The 18,695-nt window shown below is 61.7% G+C and carries 21 protein-coding genes and 2 pseudogenes; 11 read left to right on the top strand and 12 right to left on the bottom strand.

Annotated elements, in window-relative coordinates; translation table 11 throughout:
- Position 1: 1 nt before the first annotated feature.
- On the bottom strand, positions 2 to 652 hold the full coding sequence (locus VGO04_RS03615) for a glutathione S-transferase family protein (protein WP_327494590.1): 651 nt from the start codon (positions 650 to 652) through the stop codon (positions 2 to 4).
- A 159-nt stretch (positions 653 to 811) separates the two neighbouring features.
- Between VGO04_RS03615 and VGO04_RS03610 the strand changes: the two are divergent.
- Positions 812 to 1,084: pseudogene (locus VGO04_RS03610) on the top strand (sensor histidine kinase); the annotation flags it as partial.
- Between the two features lie 9 nt (positions 1,085 to 1,093).
- Here the strand turns inward: VGO04_RS03610 and VGO04_RS03605 are convergent.
- The 6 genes from VGO04_RS03605 to VGO04_RS03580 form a co-directional block, all read right to left on the bottom strand.
- Positions 1,094 to 2,044, bottom strand: coding sequence for a hypothetical protein (locus VGO04_RS03605; RefSeq protein WP_327494589.1), 951 nt, complete (start codon positions 2,042 to 2,044; stop codon positions 1,094 to 1,096).
- Between the two features lie 152 nt (positions 2,045 to 2,196).
- The gene (locus tag VGO04_RS03600; RefSeq protein ID WP_327494588.1) at positions 2,197 to 3,201 is read right to left on the bottom strand and encodes a HupE/UreJ family protein; all 1,005 of its coding nucleotides are present in this window, start codon (positions 3,199 to 3,201) and stop codon (positions 2,197 to 2,199) included.
- Positions 3,198 to 4,067: a peptidylprolyl isomerase gene (locus tag VGO04_RS03595; RefSeq protein WP_327494587.1), complete on the bottom strand. Its 870-nt coding sequence runs from the start codon at positions 4,065 to 4,067 to the stop codon at positions 3,198 to 3,200. The genes VGO04_RS03600 and VGO04_RS03595 overlap by 4 nt, the downstream gene beginning before the upstream one ends.
- A gap of 20 nt (positions 4,068 to 4,087) precedes the next feature.
- Positions 4,088 to 6,010 (bottom strand): DUF3604 domain-containing protein, encoded by a 1,923-nt coding sequence (locus tag VGO04_RS03590; protein ID WP_327494586.1) that lies wholly within the window; start codon positions 6,008 to 6,010, stop codon positions 4,088 to 4,090.
- A 174-nt stretch (positions 6,011 to 6,184) separates the two neighbouring features.
- The gene (locus VGO04_RS03585) at positions 6,185 to 6,766 is read right to left on the bottom strand and encodes a dienelactone hydrolase family protein (RefSeq protein WP_327494585.1); all 582 of its coding nucleotides are present in this window, start codon (positions 6,764 to 6,766) and stop codon (positions 6,185 to 6,187) included.
- 111 nt (positions 6,767 to 6,877) lie between these two features.
- Positions 6,878 to 7,540, bottom strand: coding sequence for a hypothetical protein (locus VGO04_RS03580; protein ID WP_327494584.1), 663 nt, complete (start codon positions 7,538 to 7,540; stop codon positions 6,878 to 6,880).
- A 169-nt stretch (positions 7,541 to 7,709) separates the two neighbouring features.
- Between VGO04_RS03580 and VGO04_RS03575 the strand changes: the two genes are divergently transcribed.
- Positions 7,710 to 8,783, top strand: coding sequence for a D-alanine--D-alanine ligase family protein (locus VGO04_RS03575; RefSeq protein ID WP_327494583.1), 1,074 nt, complete (start codon positions 7,710 to 7,712; stop codon positions 8,781 to 8,783).
- 135 nt (positions 8,784 to 8,918) lie between these two features.
- Here the strand turns inward: VGO04_RS03575 and VGO04_RS32930 are convergent.
- Positions 8,919 to 8,996, bottom strand: a pseudogene (locus VGO04_RS32930) (hypothetical protein); the annotation flags it as partial.
- Between VGO04_RS32930 and VGO04_RS03570 the strand changes: the two are divergent.
- Positions 8,994 to 9,548, top strand: coding sequence for a BA14K family protein (locus VGO04_RS03570; RefSeq protein ID WP_327494581.1), 555 nt, complete (start codon positions 8,994 to 8,996; stop codon positions 9,546 to 9,548). The pseudogene VGO04_RS32930 and the gene VGO04_RS03570 sit on opposite strands and share 3 nt — an antisense overlap.
- Positions 9,549 to 9,780: 232 nt before the next feature.
- Here VGO04_RS03570 and VGO04_RS03565 read toward each other — a convergent pair whose 3' ends face one another.
- The 4 genes from VGO04_RS03565 to VGO04_RS03550 form a co-directional block, all read right to left on the bottom strand.
- Complete coding sequence (locus VGO04_RS03565) at positions 9,781 to 9,912, bottom strand: hypothetical protein (RefSeq protein ID WP_255380915.1); 132 nt, start codon at positions 9,910 to 9,912, stop codon at positions 9,781 to 9,783.
- 136 nt (positions 9,913 to 10,048) lie between these two features.
- Positions 10,049 to 10,213: a hypothetical protein gene (locus tag VGO04_RS03560; RefSeq protein ID WP_327494580.1), complete on the bottom strand. Its 165-nt coding sequence runs from the start codon at positions 10,211 to 10,213 to the stop codon at positions 10,049 to 10,051.
- 326 nt (positions 10,214 to 10,539) lie between these two features.
- Entirely contained in the window at positions 10,540 to 10,908 is a 369-nt protein-coding gene (locus VGO04_RS03555) for a hypothetical protein (RefSeq protein WP_327494579.1), read from the bottom strand.
- A gap of 309 nt (positions 10,909 to 11,217) precedes the next feature.
- Positions 11,218 to 11,742 carry a tetratricopeptide repeat protein gene (locus VGO04_RS03550; RefSeq protein WP_327494578.1) on the bottom strand — a complete coding sequence of 175 codons (525 nt, stop codon included), beginning with the start codon at positions 11,740 to 11,742 and terminating at the stop codon, positions 11,218 to 11,220.
- A 212-nt stretch (positions 11,743 to 11,954) separates the two neighbouring features.
- Here VGO04_RS03550 and VGO04_RS03545 point away from each other — a divergent pair, with 212 nt between their 5' ends.
- The 8 genes from VGO04_RS03545 to VGO04_RS03510 form a co-directional block, all read left to right on the top strand.
- Positions 11,955 to 12,344 carry a hypothetical protein gene (locus tag VGO04_RS03545; RefSeq protein ID WP_327494577.1) on the top strand — a complete coding sequence of 130 codons (390 nt, stop codon included), beginning with the start codon at positions 11,955 to 11,957 and terminating at the stop codon, positions 12,342 to 12,344.
- Positions 12,286 to 13,668 carry a terminase large subunit domain-containing protein gene (locus VGO04_RS03540; protein ID WP_414650507.1) on the top strand — a complete coding sequence of 461 codons (1,383 nt, stop codon included), beginning with the start codon at positions 12,286 to 12,288 and terminating at the stop codon, positions 13,666 to 13,668. Before VGO04_RS03545 ends, VGO04_RS03540 begins: the two co-directional genes overlap by 59 nt.
- Before the next feature lie 162 nt (positions 13,669 to 13,830).
- Entirely contained in the window at positions 13,831 to 14,184 is a 354-nt protein-coding gene (locus VGO04_RS03535; protein ID WP_327494575.1) for a hypothetical protein, read from the top strand.
- Positions 14,181 to 14,693, top strand: coding sequence for a helix-turn-helix domain-containing protein (locus tag VGO04_RS03530; protein ID WP_327494574.1), 513 nt, complete (start codon positions 14,181 to 14,183; stop codon positions 14,691 to 14,693). Before VGO04_RS03535 ends, VGO04_RS03530 begins: the two co-directional genes overlap by 4 nt.
- Before the next feature lie 430 nt (positions 14,694 to 15,123).
- Positions 15,124 to 17,181, top strand: coding sequence for a portal protein (locus tag VGO04_RS03525; RefSeq protein ID WP_327494573.1), 2,058 nt, complete (start codon positions 15,124 to 15,126; stop codon positions 17,179 to 17,181).
- Positions 17,178 to 17,984, top strand: a complete 807-nt coding sequence (locus tag VGO04_RS03520; RefSeq protein ID WP_327494572.1) for a hypothetical protein — start codon at positions 17,178 to 17,180, stop codon at positions 17,982 to 17,984. The genes VGO04_RS03525 and VGO04_RS03520 overlap by 4 nt, the downstream gene beginning before the upstream one ends.
- A 1-nt stretch (position 17,985) precedes the next feature.
- Positions 17,986 to 18,384: a DUF6258 family protein gene (locus VGO04_RS03515; protein ID WP_327494571.1), complete on the top strand. Its 399-nt coding sequence runs from the start codon at positions 17,986 to 17,988 to the stop codon at positions 18,382 to 18,384.
- Between the two features lie 5 nt (positions 18,385 to 18,389).
- A partial coding sequence (locus tag VGO04_RS03510) for a DUF6258 family protein (RefSeq protein ID WP_327494570.1) occupies positions 18,390 to 18,695 on the top strand: 306 nt, incomplete at its 3' end.

The following is an 18,695-nucleotide window of genomic DNA, read 5'->3' as shown; positions in this document are numbered from 1 at the left end:
CTCACCCTGCTGAAGCCGCCATTGCGACGGCGCGTTGCGCCTCGAAGGCGCGGCTGTAGGCGGGCCGCGCTTCGCCGCGGGCAACATAGGCGGCAAGGTTCGGGTACTCTTCCAGGATGCCTGAGCCGTGCAGCCGGCGCAGCACCGTCACCATCAGGAGGTCGCCTGCACTAAAGGCGCCATCGAGCCAGTCGGCATCGCCGAGGCGTGCCGACAGGCTGGCGAGCCGCACCCGGATGGTGTCTTCGAGCGCGCTGAGGCGGTGCTGGTACCAGGGCTGGTCGCGCTCCAGGATCGTAACGAGACTGCGGTCGAAGATCGGCGGTTCGACCGTGTTGAGGGCGGCAAACATCCAGGCGAGGGCGCGGGCCCGTCCGTTGGTTTCGTCCGGAAGCAGGCCCTTGTTGCGCTCGGCGATGTGGAAGACGATCGCGCCGGACTCGAACAGCACAAGATCGTCCTCCTCATAGGTCGGGATCTGCCCGAAGGGCTGGAGCGCCAGATGCGCGGGCTCCTTCATTTCTCGGAACGAAACGAGGCGGACGTCGTAGTGCAGGCCCGCTTCCTCGAGCGCCCAGCGCACGCGCATGTCGCGCGCCAGCCCGCGACCGCGATCGGGCGAGCGTTGAAAAGCGGTGATCGTGATCGTCATATTGGCCTCCGTCGCCTGGTCTCACCTTTAAGACGAAGGGCTGGCCGAGGTTCCGACATCGGAGGAGAAAAAGTCAAACGAAGCAGCTTCGACACCTGGGTTGTACCCGGCGCCGGCGCGAGGCCTCGGTTCGGCTTACGCGCTGGTCCTGGTGATCGTGCCTTGATGAAACAGCATCTGCCAGTTGGCGCCGGCAAGGCCGTGGTGGCCGTGAGCGACGACGGCCCCGGGATACCCGCCGGCGAGCGGGAAAAAGTGTTCCGCCGGCTCTACCGGCTGGACAAGAGCCGGACGACGGTGGGAAGCGGCCTGGGCCTGAGCCTTGTTCGCGCAATCGCCGACCTGCATGCGGGCGATGTGCGCATCCGCGACAACCGGCTGGGTGTCCTGGCGGAGGTCGTCCTGCCGCTGGAAGAGCGGCGCGCGTCTTGAAGCTGCGCCTTACGACGCGCTCGCAACCTTGCGCTCGCGAAGGATGCGGGCGTCGAGTTCCCTCAAGCGGTGCTGGATGGCGGGGGCGCCGGGCAGCAGCGAGCGCGCGGTTTCGAGCTGGTCGCGGGCCGAAAGGATATCGCCGTCAGCGATGTGCCGGTTGGCGCGGTGGTAGAGGAAGTTGACGCGCTCCATCGGCGCGAAACGATCACCGAAGCGGGCGTTGATCCGGTCGGCCCAGGCCGGGTGGCGGGGCATGGCGGCAACGGCGATCTGGTAGGGACGCATGGGCGCATCGATACGGGCGGCGCGGGCAAGGGTGGCAAGGCCTGCGCGGTCATCGGCGCGGCAGGCATTAATCAGAAAAAGGGCGCGTTCGGTGCCGGTGAAGACCCGCACCGTGCCGTGGCCGGTCATGTGCACGGGGACGCGATGGGTGTCAGGCTGAAGGGACGCGATGCGTTCGGCGTGGCGGCGGTCAATGGCGTGGAAGGGGTCGTAGAAGATATAGGCGCGGCCGGCCGCCTGATCGGGCGATATGCCCATGTTGGCGTGAAGCGCGGGCGAGAAATGCCTGAGGAAACGATTGTCATAGGGCACGGAGCGGGGATCGATCGAGACCTGCGGGCAGAAGGCAATCGCGGTCGTCGCGTTGAAGCGGCGGCGGTAGCGAAGCGCTGCGTAACCGCCCTGGGAATGGCCATAGAGAATGCGCTCTGGCGCGGCCTTCAGGATGGCGGCCGCAGCCGCGACCGCTTTGACGACACTTTCCGCCGGAAACCAGTTGGGGCGGCGGCTGATGAAGCCGAGTGCTGCGATATCGGCCTTTTCGCAGAAGCGCTGGCCCCAGTAGCGGCTGCCGTTGGCCTGGATCTCCATCTCGTTGAAGGTGACGAGAAGATAGGGCGAATTGCCAGGTCGATGGATGACCTCCAGGTTTTCGTCCGAGTAGATAAGCACGGAAACTCCAAGATATTTCAATATTGGTAGTAATATTGTTCCAAGTCCCGGAGATGATCTACAAAATCCGGGTTCATCTATAGTAGAGTTAGTTCGCAGTGGAATTCCAGTGTCCGATTAATCCTTCCGGATATTTTCGACACCGCACGGCTTCATGTGATCGCCCGGATCAGCGGCAGTGTCTGGGCGATGGTCCAGTAGGCGCCAGCAGTCCCGACCACATAGGCAGGCAGAAGCTCCGCTCTTTTGGGGGCGGCCAGTCCGATCGTTCGCGCTGCCAAGGCGAGAGCGTAGACCAGCGCCACAAAGGCGAGCTGCCCGATCTCGACACCAAGATTGAAGAACAGCAGCGCGAAGGGAATGTCACCGGCAGGCAATCCCGTTGTTGCGAGACCGGTGGCGAAGCCGCAGCCGTGCAGCAGGCCGAAGCCGAAGGCGATCGCCCAGGGATAACGGGTGCCGAGTGTCGCCTGGCCGCGGTACTGATGGACGACTTCCACGCCGAGAAAAAGGATCGACATGGCGATCGCCGCCTCCAGGGGGCCAGAGGGCACATGGATAACGCCGAAGGTGGCGGCGGCAAGCGTCAGACTGTGGGCGACAGTGAAGGCGGTGATCGTGGCGGCAACCCGCTTCCAGCCTTTGACGAGCAGGAGCAGGCCGAGGACGAAGAGCAGGTGGTCGATGCCGCTAAGGATGTGTTCGACGCCGGTGCGCAGATAGGTCATCGCGCGCTCAAGGAGCGATTGCGATGCGGCGACTTCGAAGCTTGGCCTTGTCGGGGTCAGCCGTTCGATCTGAAGGGCGCCGGAGGGATGCTCGACGCGCGCCAGCACGTCCGTCATCGTGGCCGAAAGCCCATCGATGGTGATGGTCTTGCCGTCGAGGCCGCCTATGACCTCGATGGTGCGGCGCTCCAGATGGGCTCCGGCCTCGAATGTCACCTGCGGCGGGGCTAGGTCACGCGTGTTATCGGGAAGGCGAAGGTAAAGCCCGAGCCGGTACGCTTCGGCAAGTGCCGGCACCTTGAAGAGCACGAAGAAGCGCTCGGCCGATATCGGCCTGATTTCAAGATAGGCGGGCCGTACTTCATGCGCGAAAGCGGCATGCGCAAAGAGCGTCATTGTCGCCAGGAGCGCGATGCAAAACCGCTTCATCTTGTTGCTCCGGGCTTTTCGGCCGTCGCAATGGCCGGCGCACCGGCCGGCGGGTCCACGACCACCTCGTAGCGGGTGCGAAGCGTTTGATAGAACTGCTCCAGTTTTTCGATGCGGCGGGCATTCGCCCATTCTCTTGCGACCGCATCACGCACTTCGCCAAGCGGCCTTGTGGCGGCTTCGGCGCGTTCGAGAACGAAGACGAAATGCAGGCCGTAGGGGGAAACGAACGGACCCTGCCAACCGCCCAGGGGAACGGAAAAGATCTTTTCGGCGAAGCGCTCGCCGAAGTCGGTTGCGACCTCGCTTCGGTCTCTGCCGTCGAACTCGGTGCCGAGTAGAAAACCGTCGCCGAGGGTTTCGGGATCGATGTCCGGCTTTGCGAGTTTCAGGCCGACATTCGTCGCATCGACGTCGAGGCTCCCCTCACGCGAGGCGCTGAGGAACACCTGACGAAACGTCGCCTTCGGCTCAGTGCGGAAGTTTTGCGGATGGGCGGCGAGATAGGATCGAAGGTCGTCGTCCGTGGGTTCTATTGCGGCGGCGTCTTCGGCGAAGAATTCCATCTTCTGCCGGATTCGGCGACGGATCACGATATCGTCGGTGTCGATGCCGAGGGCCTTGCCTTCGCGGTAGTAGACCTCGTCGCGGACATAGTCTTCGATCAATCCGCGCAGTTCATCCGGCGAGGGGTTTCGTTGCCAGACCTTCGCGAAGGTCAGGGCCATGTTGTCGATCTGGGCGGCCGTTACGACGATCTTCGATGGCGCATCCTCCGGCGCCCCGGTCACAAGGGTCGCCAGTGCGAACAGGACCGCGCCAAGTAGCATGAACTGCAGCAGGGGCTCGCGGAGAAGACGGAGCATTGCGCGCACGGCCCCTCACATCACGGCGTGTACCAGATGGGTGACGTGAAGGCCCGCTCCTGGGTCACCATCGGCACCTTGGCATCCATCTTCACGCCGAAACGCTTGGCGTCGTAGGCGGTCCAGCGTGGGGTCGGGATTTCCAGCACGCGGGCGTAGTAGACCGCGCTGAGCGTCGGGTCGAACTCCGGATCGGTCCAGACGGTGGCGAGTTCCGGGTCGCCGATCGTGTTCGTCCAGGTGGCGTTGGCCACGTCGACCGTGCTTCCGACGGCCGGCAACTTGCCGTCCGCGCCGGGCTTGCGGGCTTCGGCGTCGCCCCAGACGACGTCAAAAATCTTTTCCTCAGTCTTGCCGTCCTTGTCGACCCAGCCCTTGATGATCTGGACGCGATCGAGATTGCCGCCGAGCGGGTCCTTGAGGGCGGCGACCAGGAAGGTCGGGGCCTTGCCATCCGGGGCTTTTTGCAGGTCACCGCCCATCGGCACGCCCTTGGCATAGCCGATCTCCGCAGGTGTGCGGCTGGTCGCATCCGCAGGCATGAAGTCAAAACCACCGAAGAAGCGGACGATCATGCGCGGGCCGCTGGTCGAATAGGTCTCCTTGCGCTTCATGGCGTCCCACAGGGCCTCGCGGGTGTTTTCCGTTGCCCAGACGCCGGTGTAGCCGGCCGCGGTCACTTCCCAGCCCTTGACGACGCGGTCGCCGAACTTCATGGCGTTTTCGCTCCAGCGCTCGGGACGCGGCTCGCAACTGACGAACTTGCAGAAGTAGTTGTCTTCCTCCATCGCCGTCAGCCCGGTATGGGCGTCACTGCCCGAAACGAAACCGAACTTGAACGGGTTGGAGCCGATTTCCTTCTCGATCTTCAGCCCGTTCTTCAGCGCCTCGCGGGCGTATTCGTACTGGATCATGCCGGGCTGTTTGGGAACGAGGTTGAGGTTGCCGCGATCCCACAGCTCGTAGCCGGCCGAAAACTCGTCATTCGGCGACAGCGACGGATGGGCCTCGCTCTGCCCCTTGGTCTGGATCATTTCGAACAGCACTTCCCAGCGCCTGCGCTCGTCCGCCCACGCCTTCGTCAGCGGCCCGCCGGTAAAGGTCTTGAGCTCGAACATGCGGCCATTGGAAAGGTTGCCGTTGTGCGGAATGGCCAGAAGCGAACCACCGGTCTTTTCTTCCCAGTTCTCCATCCACTTCCACAGATCCTCCGGATTTTCGCTCTGGAAGGTCGTGTAGGGGATCATCTGGTCGGCCTTGTCGGAGCCGTCGCGATAGATGACGTTGCGGTGGAGATTGTCCCCGCCGCCGGCGTTCGAGGTCCATTCATAGGCGATGAACGCGGTGAAATGGCCGGGCTCGTTGTATTTTTCCATGATCTGGTTGCTCTTTTGCCAGACCGACTTGGCGAACTTCGGATCCATGATCTCGGGCGGCAGTTGCTTGTTGGATTGCGCCTTGATCAACTCCATCGTCGCGGCAGCGGCGGTATCTGGACCCTGCTGCATCATGTCATGCCAGCGCTTGAGCACCGTGTCCGCCATCAGTTCCGGATTGCCGGCTTTCAGCTCTGAGATGACGCCCATGCCGTCGGAATGGTCCGTGACCGCGATCCAGTCCAGCGGCCGGCTCAACCGGACGGGTTGGCCGGTGTTGGATGTCACCTCTTCGCCGCGCGCGAAGCGGACGGCGTCTTCGGGCGTCAGCGTGGCCCCGGACATCCCGGCATCGGCGGACCATGCGGTGTGAAGATGCTGGTCACCGAAGAACACCCGCGTTGGATAGTGGCGTCCTGCATAGGGCGAGTAGCCCGGTTTCTTGTAGAACTTGGCGACGGTCGCCGGATCGATCTCGCCGGCGTCCATCAACGGCTCCTGGGCTGCGACGGGTGTGGCGATGACGATGGCGAGAAGAGAAACGGAATAGGCGAACCGCTTGGACATCTGCGTTTACCCCCTGGATCAGGTGTACGTGCATGCCTCATTCGCAATTGAGCGCACTCTAATACGATCCATTTCAGCCGTCCATCAGGCGCAACCCTGGCGGCGTGCCGGCAAGTGGGGGGGCAGCCATTTGCCGCCGATCCTGCCTTGAGGACCGGTGCCGGGAGCCTTTGCTCACACCCTTTTCAGAAATGCCAGTACCCGCTGCTTAAGCAGTGCGCTTGCTTCTGCGTCATAGGAGGGCAGCGAGCTGTCGGCGAAATAGTGCTGGTCGCCGGGGTAGAGGAAGAGTTCGGCGTCCTCGACCTTCTCGACGATCTCGCGGGCGGCGTCGATGTCGCCTTCGCCGACGAAGATGGGGTCGTTGTCCATGCCGTGGATCTGAACCGGCACGCCATCTGGCCAGGGGCCGAAGGACCATTCGCCGCTGATCGGGAGGCAGGAATAAAACAGGAGCGCGCCGCGCGCGCCGGGGCGGGTCTGCGCCAGTTGCTGGGCCGGCAGGACGCCGAAGGAGAAGCCGGCATAGACGAGGCTGTCGGGCAGGGGATCCGCGAGCCGAACGGCGCGCTCGCGCATCGCGTCAAAGCCGACCGCGTTGATATGGGCAAGGCCCGCATCGATGCTTTCGAAGGTGCGGCCTTCGAAGAGATCGGGCATGTGGACCACGTGGCCGGCGTCCCGGAGTGCCTCGGCGAAGGCGAACATGCCCGGTGTCAGCCCTTGAGCATGGTGAAACAGCAGGATCTCGGCCATGGAGGTTTCCCTTTCGATGTGGGTTCACGGCTTAACTACGGCATCATCTCGCAAAAGCCACCCCGGCAACGACCTTCTCCGATCATATGCCGAGGCAGGGTGCGCGCACCGTCAACCAATGATCCGTGCTTGCACGAAGCGAAACTTGACCTTGACCTCTGCCGCAAGGATGGCGTCATGGAGCCGGCTGCTCATGAAAAGCCTGTTTTCAACCTTGCGCTCGTGCCAGAGGTCGGCGCCCTCGAAAGCCGCAGCCGTCAGAGCCAGATCGCCATCCTCGAGTTCGTATGTCGCCCACAACTCGTATCCGTCCTTGTCGATCGTTCGGCGCGGGCGCAGCTTGCGACTTTCGCTCGTCACGAAACTGTCCTTCACGGTGCCGAAGTTGAGCAGATAGAAGGGGCCCGGAAGCCGGTTGGTCTTGTCGGCCTGATAGATCGGAAACTCGATCAGGCCGCCCTTGCCGAGGTCGAAATCCTTCAACACCTCGGCCAGTCTGCCCTTCACCGCATAGAAGGGGCCGGCACAGAACAGATCGCCCACCCGTCTCCAGTTGTTTTCGGCGAACACGTACATTGCTTCCGGAAAATCGGTTCGCTCGAGGGTCTCGCCGCTTTTATGGCGCATATGGGCGTTGAGCACGTGTTTAGGTTCAACACCAAGCTGAAAGGTCGGAGGCGCCCAATCGCTGCCATAGAACTTTTCGCGGATGCCTAGCCTGTTTCCTATCGAGTGGTCGCTCATGACGCTGCTGACCCAGACGGTATCCGGCATGCCGTGCTCCCAATCCTGTTGAGCCTGCGCGGTGGTAAGTTCTCGTTCAAATTGCACCAAAGAGTTGAAGGAAGCGTAATGATCATTTGCGCCATCCTTGACCTCTTGTTGCCATTTTCGGCGGCTTCCCTCCGCGTTCCATTTGGTTGCGATTCTGGAGAGAGTTCACATGACGAAAAAGTTGCGTATTGCCGTTCTGTTCGGCGGCCGGTCGGCGGAGCACGAGGTTTCGCTGATGTCGGCGCGCAATGTCGTCGCGGCGCTCGACCCGAGCCGCTACGAGATCGTGCCGATCGGGATCACCAGGGATGGCCGATGGCTGCTTCTCGACCTTGAAGACGGCGACCTGCCCAGGGCCATCCCGGCGACCGGAACGCAGGTGGCGCTGATCCCGGGCGGGCGCGGTCGGGCAGTCACGATTGCGGCCGACGGCGGCCAAGGGCTGCTCGATCCGGTCGACCTGATCTTTCCGGTGCTGCACGGGCCCTTCGGCGAGGACGGAACGGTGCAGGGCTATGCCGAGACAGCCGACATCGCCTATGTCGGCTGCGGCGTGGCGGCTTCGGCGGTGGCCATGGACAAGGTCCTCGCCAAGCAGCTGCTTGCCGCCGACGGCCTGCCCGTTGCCGGCGCGATCACCCTTTGCAAGGGCGACGCCCTTGCCAGTGGCACGATTGTCGAAACGCTGGGCTTGCCGCTCTTCGTCAAGCCGGCGCGGCAGGGGTCCTCCGTCGGCGTCAGCCGTGTCGACAGCGCAGAGGGCTTGCAAGCGGCGCTCGACGAGGCGTTTCGCCACGACGACAAGGTGCTGATCGAGGAGTTCGTCAAGGCGCGCGAGATCGAGTGCTCGGTGCTGGAAGACGCCAGCGGCCGGGTGACGGTATCGCGGCCGGGCGAGATCATTCCGGCGGAAAGCCACGGCTTTTACAGCTACGACGCCAAATATGTCGACGCCGATGGCGCGGTCGTCAAGGCACCGGCGGATCTGCCCGACGCGATCGCGACGCAGGCGAAAGAGATGGCCGAGCGGGCGTTCCGGGCGCTTGCCTGCAACGGCATGGCGCGGGTGGACTTCTTCCTCAAGCCCGATGGCAGCCTTGTTATCAACGAGATCAACACCATTCCGGGCTTCACCAACATCAGCATGTACGCCAAGGCGCTGGCGGCTGAAGGGATCTCCTACGCTCAGGTGGTGGAGACACTGATCGCGCATGCGCTGACGCTGCGCGGCGAACGCGCCTGAGGATCGGCGTCCTTGGGTTGCGGTGAATATTAGGCTTGTCGCATTCATTGTAGGTTCACGTCGCCGGACCAAAACTGCTGCATCGGTCTTTGATCGTGACCGGTCAAAGGCAAAAGAATGCAGCAGTTCAACGTGTTACAGCGGCATTTTACCCGCACGGTCAGACGTGTGGCGCTGTGACACCTGTTTTTCAAACGGACAGGTGACGAGATGAGGAAGATTGGCATCGTCGTGCTGGCGGCGATTACGGCTCTTTCAGGCATCACGCCGGCAAATGCCGTGCCGGCTGTTGCCATTGAGCGCGTGCAGAAGAGCGACGTCGTGCCGGTACAGGACTGGCGCGGACGCGGCGACCGGGGCTGGCACGGCGGCGGATGGGACGGCGGCTATCGCCCCCGTTATCGGCCGGGCTACAGGCCGGGCTGGGACGGCGGATACCGGCCAGGTTGGAATGGCGGCTATCGCCCGCGTCCCGGTTGGGACGGCGGCTACCGCTATGGCCGCTACAACGGCTACCGCGGCTATCGCTACGAGCGCTATGGCTATCGCCGCCACAATGACGGCTGGTGGTATCCGCTGGCCGCCTTCGGCACCGGCGTGATCATCGGCGGCGCCATTGCCACACCGCCGCGGCGCTACGAAAGCGGCGTCAATCCGCGCCATGCCGACTGGTGCTATGCGCGCTACCGTTCCTATCGCGCCTGGGACAACTCGTTCCAGCCCTATGGCGGCCCACGCCAGCAGTGCTACTCGCCTTACTTCTGAGGCGGCTTCGCAGACATTCAAATGGCCCGTTGGTCGTCATGACCGACGGGCCTTTTGCATGGGGGTGGGGGATGGATGTGCGGCTTTGACGCTGAGAGTGCTTGCCGGCGAATGCGGCCGGGCCATTTCCACCGCGGACTTGACCGGTATCCGGCAGGACAGCAAACGCGTGCATTCAACGCTGGAGAATGGGTGCTAGCAGACGGGCCGACCTGAGGAAGCCGTGGCTGACCTAAAACTTCAGGCGGGCATCGTCATGTTCGGGAGGCCGGTGGGCGTCCTTGCGGCGGAAGCCGTAGGCGAGCGCCAGTCCCAGGATGGCCGAGCCGACGACGATGGCGGCGAGTGCGAAGAAATTCTCCATAGCATTTTCCTCCCGGACGCAAGCTTAACACAGAATGCGCGCAAACAAATGGCGTGGCAGGGAGATTGCGCGGCATGGTTACGAAACGCGTTTCCGGGCCGGAAGTTCAATGCGTTCTTCTTGAGCGCGCGTCACTCTAGTAGCCGCCGTAGCCTCCGCCGCCCTGCGAGCCCTGGTTTCCCATGTCTCGATCGCTTCCCTGGCTTGGGCCGGGTGGGGCAGTGCGGCCCGGTTTGGTGGCGCAGCCGGCAAGGATGAGGATCGCAACGGAAATCGCGACGAGCAGATGCCGAGATGTCATGAGATCCTCCCGTGATCGCGAGAACGGCTTCCGGCCGTTTTGCCATTCACCGGCCTGGCGCGCGCCCTTTCGTTGTGGGGAGTCGAGCGGCGGTGGCATGCCGTGCCGGGCGCCAGTATATCACCAAACGGGTGAAGCCGTGTGGGAGCGCTATGGAACAGAGCTTGCACTCCGCTCGCGGAAGAATTCGAACAAAACGGAAACAAATTTAGGCGAAGGGGCTTGCCAAGGGCCATGAAGCGGGCTAAGGATATTCCAGGCTGGCCGTTTCGTCATTGAAGCGGCCTTTTTGATTCCTTCCTGAGTATGCTTCCCGTTTGGCTTGATTACGCTTCCTGCTTGGCGATCTTGCCGGCGACGGCGAGCACCGGCTCGTGGCGGGGGCGAGGCTGGCCGATGCTGCGAAGCCAGCGTGACGCCTCCTGCGAATCGCGCTCAACGCCAAGGCCTCTTTGATAGATCGTGACGAGACGTGCCTGAGCTGCGGGATGGCCCTGGTGGGCCGCCTGCCTGTTCCAATGCAGGGACGCGGCGTAGTGTTCCTCGCCGCCATCGCTGAAATAGATTTCGGCGAGCTTGGCCTGGGCGTCGACGTTTCCTGACGTGGCCAGCTCCAGCAACCGTGGCGAGATATTCGTAGCCGAGGGCCGAGGGGTGAGAATGGTCTTCAACGTCCTGATTGTGTTGCGGATCATCTGGTACCTTCTGCATTCATTGCATGGTTCCCGCGGTGGAGCTGCTCAACTGGCAAGCTATTCAGAATTTTGAATTACTTTGGCTTTTTCCTGTCACTGCCAGTCACGCACCGGCAGCATGCAAACACTTCCGGCAAGCGACGAGGAGCATTGATGATTGAATGCAACCTGAAGTCAAGTTGGCAAGCGTGACATCAGGCGTGACATCCGCAATTTTCGGTGAGTTGTCGTCACGCTTTCACCTTGAGGCAGCTGCGTCGTGCCGAGGTCCGACGGTGAAAGGCGCAAAGGTGTACCTTCGCGCGTCCGTCAATCCTGTTTCACCTGACGCTGAAGCCGCGCGAGCAACTGCGTTTTTTGCTCTTCGGTCAGTTTGTTCAGGACTGATCGATAGTAGGCGTTGGCCCACTCACGCCCTTCCGTATTGTTTCGGGCATTGAGATAGGAAAGCGACGCCCAATAGGCCGATTCCATCAGGTCGGCCTTGACGACGGTCCCGGTCTGATAGGCAGCCGCGACCATCAATTGTGCGCCGTGGTGGTTCTGACGGGCGGCACTGTACCACCACTGGAACGCCTTTTCGGGATTGCGGTCGACGCCGAGCCCCTCGTGATAGATCGTTGCCAGCCGGCCCTGGGCCCCGATGTGTCCCGCAAGCGCGGCGCGTTCGTTCCAATGGTAGCAGGCGGCATAGTTTTCCTTGCGATCGTCGAAGAAATGTTCGCCGAGGGCGGCCTGGGCATCGACATCACCCGCCTCGGCGAGTTCGAACAGCCGGGGAGACACCAAGGTAGCGCCCGCCGGCACGGAGGCGATCGCACCTGGAGACGACACGTTTGCTGCTTCGGGCGAGGGCGGGGCCGGTTTCGCGAACGTACGATACAGTTTCGCCCACAATCTGCCGATCACCTGCTACCGCCTCCACAAATCTTGCCGCGACCATGCGGCCCATTGGCATTGATGGCGAAATGCAACTCCCGGTCAAGATGCGCGTCCCCCTTGCGCCCGAGGAGTGTTGCCGCGTGTCCATGCCACGGAGCAATGCCATGACAACCAGACCTGCCAAGGACCCGAAGACCGGGCGCTTTTTGCCGTGCAACGAACGGGCACGCTCGGTTATCCGGCCGCGCGCCCGCAAGGCAGTGCGCAACAAGCTCGGCGAGCTTTTTCTCGAAGACATGCTTTCGGCCTGGGAAAGCCGGGGAGCGGCCGCGATCCACGCGCTGATCGAGAAGAACCCGAATGATTTCTTAAAGACGATCGCGGCGCTGATGCCGAAGGACGCGACCATCCATGCCAACCAGATCGGCGAGATGACGGATGAACAACTCATCAGGCGGATCCACACGCTCGACCAGACCATCCGGCCTTTCCTTGATGCTCAGGGAGCGGATGGAACTGGCGATGGAGATCGGGCGCAGGCAGAAAACCAATAGGCTGCGCTACTACCAGCCCTATGCGAAGCAGACGGCATTCCATGCGGCGGGCGCCACAGTCCGCGAACGGCTGTTCATGGCCGGCAACCAGCTCGGCAAGACGCTTGCCGGGGCTGCGGAAGCGGCGATGCACCTGACAGGCGACTATCCCTCTTGGTGGGCGGGCCGACGGTTCGACCGGCCGATCACGATGATCGGCGGCTCGGAATCGCACGAGCTGACACGCGATGGCGTGCAGCGGCTGCTCGTCGGCCCGCCGATGAGCGAGGAGGAGTGGGGCACCGGCTATCTGCCGAAGGCGGCCCTTGCCGGCTGGACCCGACGTTCAAGCGCGTCGGGCGCGCTCGACAGCGTGACAGTACGCCATGTCTCGGGCGGCACCTCGACGCTGCTTCTCAAAGCCTATGAGCAGGGGCGTGCCAAGTGGCAGGCCAACACGGTGGACTATGTCTGGTTCGACGAGGAGCCGCCGGAGGACGTCTATTTCGAGGGCATCACCCGCACCAATGCGACGGGTGGCTCGATTGCCGTGACCTTTACGCCGCTCAAAGGCATGAGCTCGGTCGTCAGCCGCTATCTGCTGGAACCGTCGGACGACAGGACGGTGGTGACGATGACGATCGACGATGCCGAACATTATTCGCCGGAGGAGCGCGCGAAGATCATCGCCAGCTATCCGGCGCACGAGAAAGAGGCGCGCACCAAGGGCGTGCCGACGCTCGGTTCCGGCCGGATCTTCCCGGTGACGGAAGAGCAGATCCGCGTCGAGCCGTTCGAGATCCCGAGGCACTGGGTGCAGATCGGCGGGCTCGACTTCGGCTGGGACCACCCCTTTGCCGCAGCGCTCTGCGCCTGGGACCGGGATGCGGATGTCTTTTACGTGACCCGCTGCTACCGCGAGCGCGAGGCGACGCCGATCATCCATGCGGCGAGCCTCAAACCCTGGGGGGCCTGGCTGCCATGGGCCTGGCCGCATGACGGCCTGCAGCACGACAAGGGCTCGGGCGAGCAACTGGCGGCGCAATATCGCGGGCAGGGGCTCGTCATGCTGCCCGAACGCGCGACCTTCGACGACGGCAGCAACGGTGTCGAGGCGGGGATTTCCGACATGCTGCAAAGGATGCAGACCGGGCGCTTCAAGGTGTTTTCGACCGCTGGCGACTGGTTCGAGGAATTCAGGCTCTACCACCGCAAGGACGGCCGGATCGTCAAGGAACGCGACGACGTGATTTCGGCCTCTCGCTACGCGCTGATGATGAAACGCTTTGCCCGGGTGAAGGCGGACAGCGCCGCCTGGGCCTTTACCGATCGGAAGGTTCTCTAGATGGCAGCGATGACGAACCAACAAGTCGCTGGCTTCAGAGGGTGGAGGGGCAGCTTTGGCGCTAGTGGAGCGATGGTAACGAATTTTTAATAATTTATTAATTGACCGTTAACGGGTTCCTATCATATTGACAGGCATGAACCTATCACTATGATAGGCGTTATGACAAAGCCCACTCAAACACCTGTTGTTGTGCCGTTTAAACCCCGTGCTTCCGATCTTGAGCGAACGATCAGGGAGCTAGCCATGAACTCCAGCAACGTCAGGTGGCGGGCAATAACCCATGAGACCCACGCTGAGAGTCGAATGGAATGGCGAGACATCACAGACCGCATGATGTTCGACGTTCTCAGGACGGGGTACCTAAAGGGGGACGTCGAGCCCGGGCGCTGTCCGGGCGAGTGGAAAGCGAAGATGGTTAAACAGATGAAAGGAAAGAGGGAGGTTGGGGTCGTCACTATCGTGATCAGGCACCAGCGGCTTTTCATCAAAACCGTGGAATGGGAAGACCTATGAACAGAGAAAACTTCTATTGTGGTGACGACGATTTGGCACAACGGCCGTATCACTACATGGAGTGCGGTCTTGATAACATCTACCTCATGAATGGCTATACCATAGAAGAGGAAGATGGGGAGGAGTATGTAAGCATTGACTCCGTGGATGAACTTTGGAAAGCGATTGGACTAAATCTAGTAACTAACAAAAAAATTCTTTCTCCTCAGGAAATCAAGTATCTGCGCGACAAGATGGACAAGACGCAGGCGGAGGTAGCAAGCCTCCTGCGCGTGGACGACCAGACTGTGGCGCGTTGGGAAAAAGGAAAGACGAACCTGTCAGGCACGGCCGACGTTGCCTACCGTGTGCTTTTCCTTGGGTCTCCAGTTGCTCAGCCGGAGGGCTCCGAGATTTTGACCCGATGGATAGAGACCATCCGGAAACTTATCGAAAAGGACACTCCAACAAGTGACGATGTCCTTTTTGAACAACATAATCACAGTTGGGAACGCCGTATGTATGCCTAATGCATCGGACCCGCCTTCAAAGGCGGGTTCCTTGTCATTAGGGCGACCATCGCGTCACGTTGTGCCAGACGGCACTAACATCGCACTCGGCTTCGATCCACAGCCTAGTGCTCCAAACTGGTCGGCGCCTCTCGGCGCTCATCTAGGTCTTGCCGCAAGGGCTGAACCCACCGGGTAACGGCTGCGTCTTGTTGCCGCCTATTCCTTCTCTTGCCGCTTCCGATCCGGTTGCAACAGGTATTAAGCCGGCGACCGAAGAGCAGTTCGTCCCGGGCTGCCGTCAATTCATGACAACTACACGATGGTTTCGCGGCGTCTGTCCGCTCCCCCTACCAGCCAAAGCGCTGGCGGGCACCCGTTCGCGGCGTTTACTCCACGTGTGCCAACACCGGCTGCTCAACCAAAGCTCATTCCCTGAAAGGTTCTCCAGATGGCAGCGATGACGAAACCGGAACTGACGGAGCTCGTGAGCCAGCTCGTCAGGGATTGCGAGGACTATCGCGACCAGCTCTCGGCCACGCGCGTGCGGGCGATGGAATATTACGACGGCGTGATGGCTGATGTGCCTGTCGAAGCGAACCGCTCCAAGGTGGTTTCGCGCGATGTGCGGGCCGCGGTGAAGAAGGTGCTGCCGTCGCTGATCCGCACCGTGCTCGGCAATGACAAGGTGGTGGAATACCAGCCGGTGAACCAGGGTGACGAGGCGGGCGCCGAGCAGGCGACCGACTACATCAACTACATCGTCTTTCCCGAAAGTGACGGCTATGACGCGGTGCAGGATGCCGCACACGACGCGCTGAAGCTCGGCAACGGCGTGATCCGCTGGTGGTACGAGAAGAAAAAGAGCGTCGAGGTTTCGACCCATAGCGGGCTCGACGAGGCGGCGCTGGTGCAGTTGATCGCCGACGACACGGTGGAGGTTCTGGAACAGGCGCAATCGGTCGAGCGGATCGAGCTTGCGACCGGGCCTGTCGAGCAGCCGGTCTTCACCGTGAAGATCCGCCGCACGGCGGAACGCGGGGCAACAAGGCTTGCGGCCGTGCCGCTCGAGGAATTCCTCATTCACCCCGATGCGATCTCGATCGACGATAGCCCGATTGCCGGGATCAAGCGGCGGATGCGCCGCTCGGACCTGATCGCCATGGGCTATGACCGTGACCTCGTCGAGGGCTTTGCCATTGCCGGCAATGCGGATGGCGAGGACGAGGAATTTGCCCGCAGGCGCGGCATCTTCGGCGATGGCGAGGAGACGGCGACAGCGCTGCAGGAGGTCGACTACTACGAGCTCTATGTGAAGGTGGATGCGGACGACGACGGCATTGCCGAGTTGCGCCGCCTGGTCTTTGCCGGCGGCACCGGGGCCGACAGTCTGCTCGAGGATGCGGAATGGGACGAGGTGCCCTTTGCCGATCTCATCACCGAAAGGCGGCCGCACCAGCGCGAGGGCAACGCGATCACCGACGACATGGCGGAGATCCAGCGGGTGAAGACCGTGCTGCTTCGCCAGACGCTCGACAATCTCTACTGGCAGAACAACCAGCAGCCGATCGTGCAGGAAGGGGTGATCCAGAACCCGGAATCGGTGCTGAACCCGAAGTTCGGCCAGCCCATCCGCGTCGGCCAGGGCGTCGATGTGCGCGGCGCCGTCGGCTACACGGCGGTGCCCTTCGTTGCGCGCGAATCCTTCTCCATGCTCGGCTATCTCGACCAGGAGGCGACCGACCGCACCGGGATTTCCGATGCGTCGAGCGGCATGGCGCCGGATGCGCTGCAGAACATGACGGCGAAGGCGACGGCACTCGTCGAACAGGCGGGCATCGGCCAGACGGAGCTGATGGTGCGCACCTTCGCGCAAGGGCTGAGACGCGTGTTCAAGGGGCTGCTCGGCCTCACCATCAAGCACCAGGACCGGCCGCGGGCAGTGCGCCTGCGCGGCAAATGGGTGACCTTCGACCCGCGCCACTGGAACGCCGGCATGGATGCGACCGTCAACACCGGGCTTGGTGCGGGAACGCGCGAGCGCGACATGCTGATGATCCAGATGATCCAGCAATTGCAGGAAAAGCTGCTGACGACGCTCGGGCCGGACAATCCTTATGTTTCGCCCGACAACCTCTACAACGGCATTGCCAAGACCGTGGAGGCGGCAGGGCTGAAATCGCCCGACCTCTATTTCACCAAGCCGACGCCCGAGGACATCCAGAAGCGGATGCAGGCGGCGCAGCCGCAGCAACAGCCTGACTTCGGCATGCAGCAACTGCAGATGCAGATGCAGCTGGCGAACGAGAAGGCGCGCATGGACGGCGAAAACGCCAGGCGCAAGCTGGAGATGGAGCGCGAGCTGAAACTTGCGGAGATCCAGCAGAACGGCGCGCTCAAACGCTACCAGATCGATGCCGAACTCAACCTGAAACGCGAGCAGAACCTGGCCGAAATGGCCGGCGGCACGGCGCTGAGCACAGCGCATATCGGAGGGATGCCGGGATGAGACGAATTAGTGACTTTGACGACTTTTATGAAGCGCCGATCGGGCTTGGCGGCGCGCTGGAGCTTCGCGATTTTGGCGAGGAGGCGACCAGTTGGGCGTCAAACCGCGATAATCCTGAGCGCGGCGATATCTACCGGCAAACCGGCCGCCCGGTATCCACAGGGTTGCAATTCCAATCGCACCCGCGTTGGGACCGCAATCGAGGCATGCGGGATAATCGTGTGCGCGGGTTGGTCGATTTCGTCAGCGGACCTGATGCCGACAAGAACGACGATGGAATTCCGGACAACTACCAGACTTCGGATGATCGCGCCCTGGCGCCGTCCTCTGTCTACGAGCCATTCCCCGGAAGAAGCCGCAGGGAGGACGGCATTCCGCTGTTCGGCCCGGGCATTGCGGGGCCACACAGCGGAATGCCGACAACCTCCAGATATCTCGACGAGCAGCGCGAGAAGTTGCGAATCCGCCAAGAGGAATTGGAGAGGGCACATGTTATCGACGAGAAAACCGGGTGGCCCATTCAGCGCTTCATCGACGACGGACTAGGCAACAACATGATTGAGCCTTTGGGAGGCAGCACCGTGCCGGGGCACAACCCTGTTGACACACATACGCTCTATCCGAATGGATCAAACTATCAGAGACTGAATCCGCAGGGGCACGCAGATGATCCGATACCACATGGGCATGGTCACCTTGAGGGAACTGGGCCAAACACAAGAGGACAAGGCCCTTCGCTTGATGTTCAAGGGAATGTAGTGCCTCGAAAAAGCCCGCGTGCACATTGGCCAATAAGGAAATGAAATGAAACCGGATGACTTCCTGAAGACGATCCATTTCGTCGACTGTGCATGCAAGTCCATCGTGCTTGACGGCTGGAAGGACGAGGTCAAGATCCAAATCGATTCCTTGTCGCGCATTCGCGGGGAAACGTGGAATTTTTACACGGCTGAAGATGTTGACGATGGTTTCCTGGTGTTCGAAGGGGTTGATCACATTTCATTCGATCCGCCCGGTCGCCTGCTAAACGACGAGTTCGGCGCCATCGAGTTTCTTGGCTACGATGGCGAGCGCTTCACTGTCGTCATGGAAATCGGTTCGGGGTACGAACTCGCGGACTATGTGAAAGTCAAGACCACTATCCGCGCGAAGTCGGTGGCGATCGAGAAGCCTGGCGAGGAAAGCGCGCGGATCAGGGACTAAACAGAATGAAACCCGACGAATTCCTGAACTCGATCTATCTCGGCGACCGTGCCTGCAAGGCCATCCTTCTCGATGGATGGAAGGAAGAGGTGAAGATCCAGATTGATGCCATATCGCGGATCCGGGGAGAGGCTTGGGATTTCTACTCTGCTGAAGACGTGGTGGATGGTTTCCTGGTGTTCGAGGGTGTCGATCACATTTCCTTCGATCCGCCCGGCAACATGCCAAATGATGATTTCGGAGATATCGAATTTCTGGGATTCGAAGGCGGTCGCTTTACTGTGATGCTCGATATGGGCTTCTGCGACGAA

This window comes from Ensifer sp. (assembly GCF_035999185.1).
In the GTDB taxonomy this organism is placed as follows: domain Bacteria; phylum Pseudomonadota; class Alphaproteobacteria; order Rhizobiales; family Rhizobiaceae; genus Ensifer.
This window is presented reverse-complemented; position numbering and strand designations above follow the sequence as displayed.

Bases quoted from the DNA above. Each gene is read 5' to 3' on its own strand.
- VGO04_RS03615 (WP_327494590.1), bottom strand. From the start codon at position 652: ATGACGATCACGATCACCGCTTTTCAACGCTCGCCCGATCGCGGTCGC.
- VGO04_RS03600 (WP_327494588.1), bottom strand. From the start codon at position 3,201: ATGAAGCGGTTTTGCATCGCGCTCCTGGCGACAATGACGCTCTTTGCG.
- VGO04_RS03595 (WP_327494587.1), bottom strand. From the start codon at position 4,067: ATGCTCCGTCTTCTCCGCGAGCCCCTGCTGCAGTTCATGCTACTTGGC.
- VGO04_RS03590 (WP_327494586.1), bottom strand. From the start codon at position 6,010: ATGTCCAAGCGGTTCGCCTATTCCGTTTCTCTTCTCGCCATCGTCATC.
- VGO04_RS03585 (WP_327494585.1), bottom strand. From the start codon at position 6,766: ATGGCCGAGATCCTGCTGTTTCACCATGCTCAAGGGCTGACACCGGGC.
- VGO04_RS03580 (WP_327494584.1), bottom strand. From the start codon at position 7,540: ATGCCGGATACCGTCTGGGTCAGCAGCGTCATGAGCGACCACTCGATA.
- VGO04_RS03575 (WP_327494583.1), top strand. From the start codon at position 7,710: ATGACGAAAAAGTTGCGTATTGCCGTTCTGTTCGGCGGCCGGTCGGCG.
- VGO04_RS03570 (WP_327494581.1), top strand. From the start codon at position 8,994: ATGAGGAAGATTGGCATCGTCGTGCTGGCGGCGATTACGGCTCTTTCA.
- VGO04_RS03565 (WP_255380915.1), bottom strand. From the start codon at position 9,912: ATGGAGAATTTCTTCGCACTCGCCGCCATCGTCGTCGGCTCGGCCATC.
- VGO04_RS03560 (WP_327494580.1), bottom strand. From the start codon at position 10,213: ATGACATCTCGGCATCTGCTCGTCGCGATTTCCGTTGCGATCCTCATC.
- VGO04_RS03555 (WP_327494579.1), bottom strand. From the start codon at position 10,908: ATGATCCGCAACACAATCAGGACGTTGAAGACCATTCTCACCCCTCGG.
- VGO04_RS03545 (WP_327494577.1), top strand. From the start codon at position 11,955: ATGACAACCAGACCTGCCAAGGACCCGAAGACCGGGCGCTTTTTGCCG.
- VGO04_RS03540 (WP_414650507.1), top strand. From the start codon at position 12,286: ATGCTCAGGGAGCGGATGGAACTGGCGATGGAGATCGGGCGCAGGCAG.
- VGO04_RS03535 (WP_327494575.1), top strand. From the start codon at position 13,831: ATGACAAAGCCCACTCAAACACCTGTTGTTGTGCCGTTTAAACCCCGT.
- VGO04_RS03530 (WP_327494574.1), top strand. From the start codon at position 14,181: ATGAACAGAGAAAACTTCTATTGTGGTGACGACGATTTGGCACAACGG.
- VGO04_RS03525 (WP_327494573.1), top strand. From the start codon at position 15,124: ATGGCAGCGATGACGAAACCGGAACTGACGGAGCTCGTGAGCCAGCTC.
- VGO04_RS03520 (WP_327494572.1), top strand. From the start codon at position 17,178: ATGAGACGAATTAGTGACTTTGACGACTTTTATGAAGCGCCGATCGGG.
- VGO04_RS03515 (WP_327494571.1), top strand. From the start codon at position 17,986: ATGAAACCGGATGACTTCCTGAAGACGATCCATTTCGTCGACTGTGCA.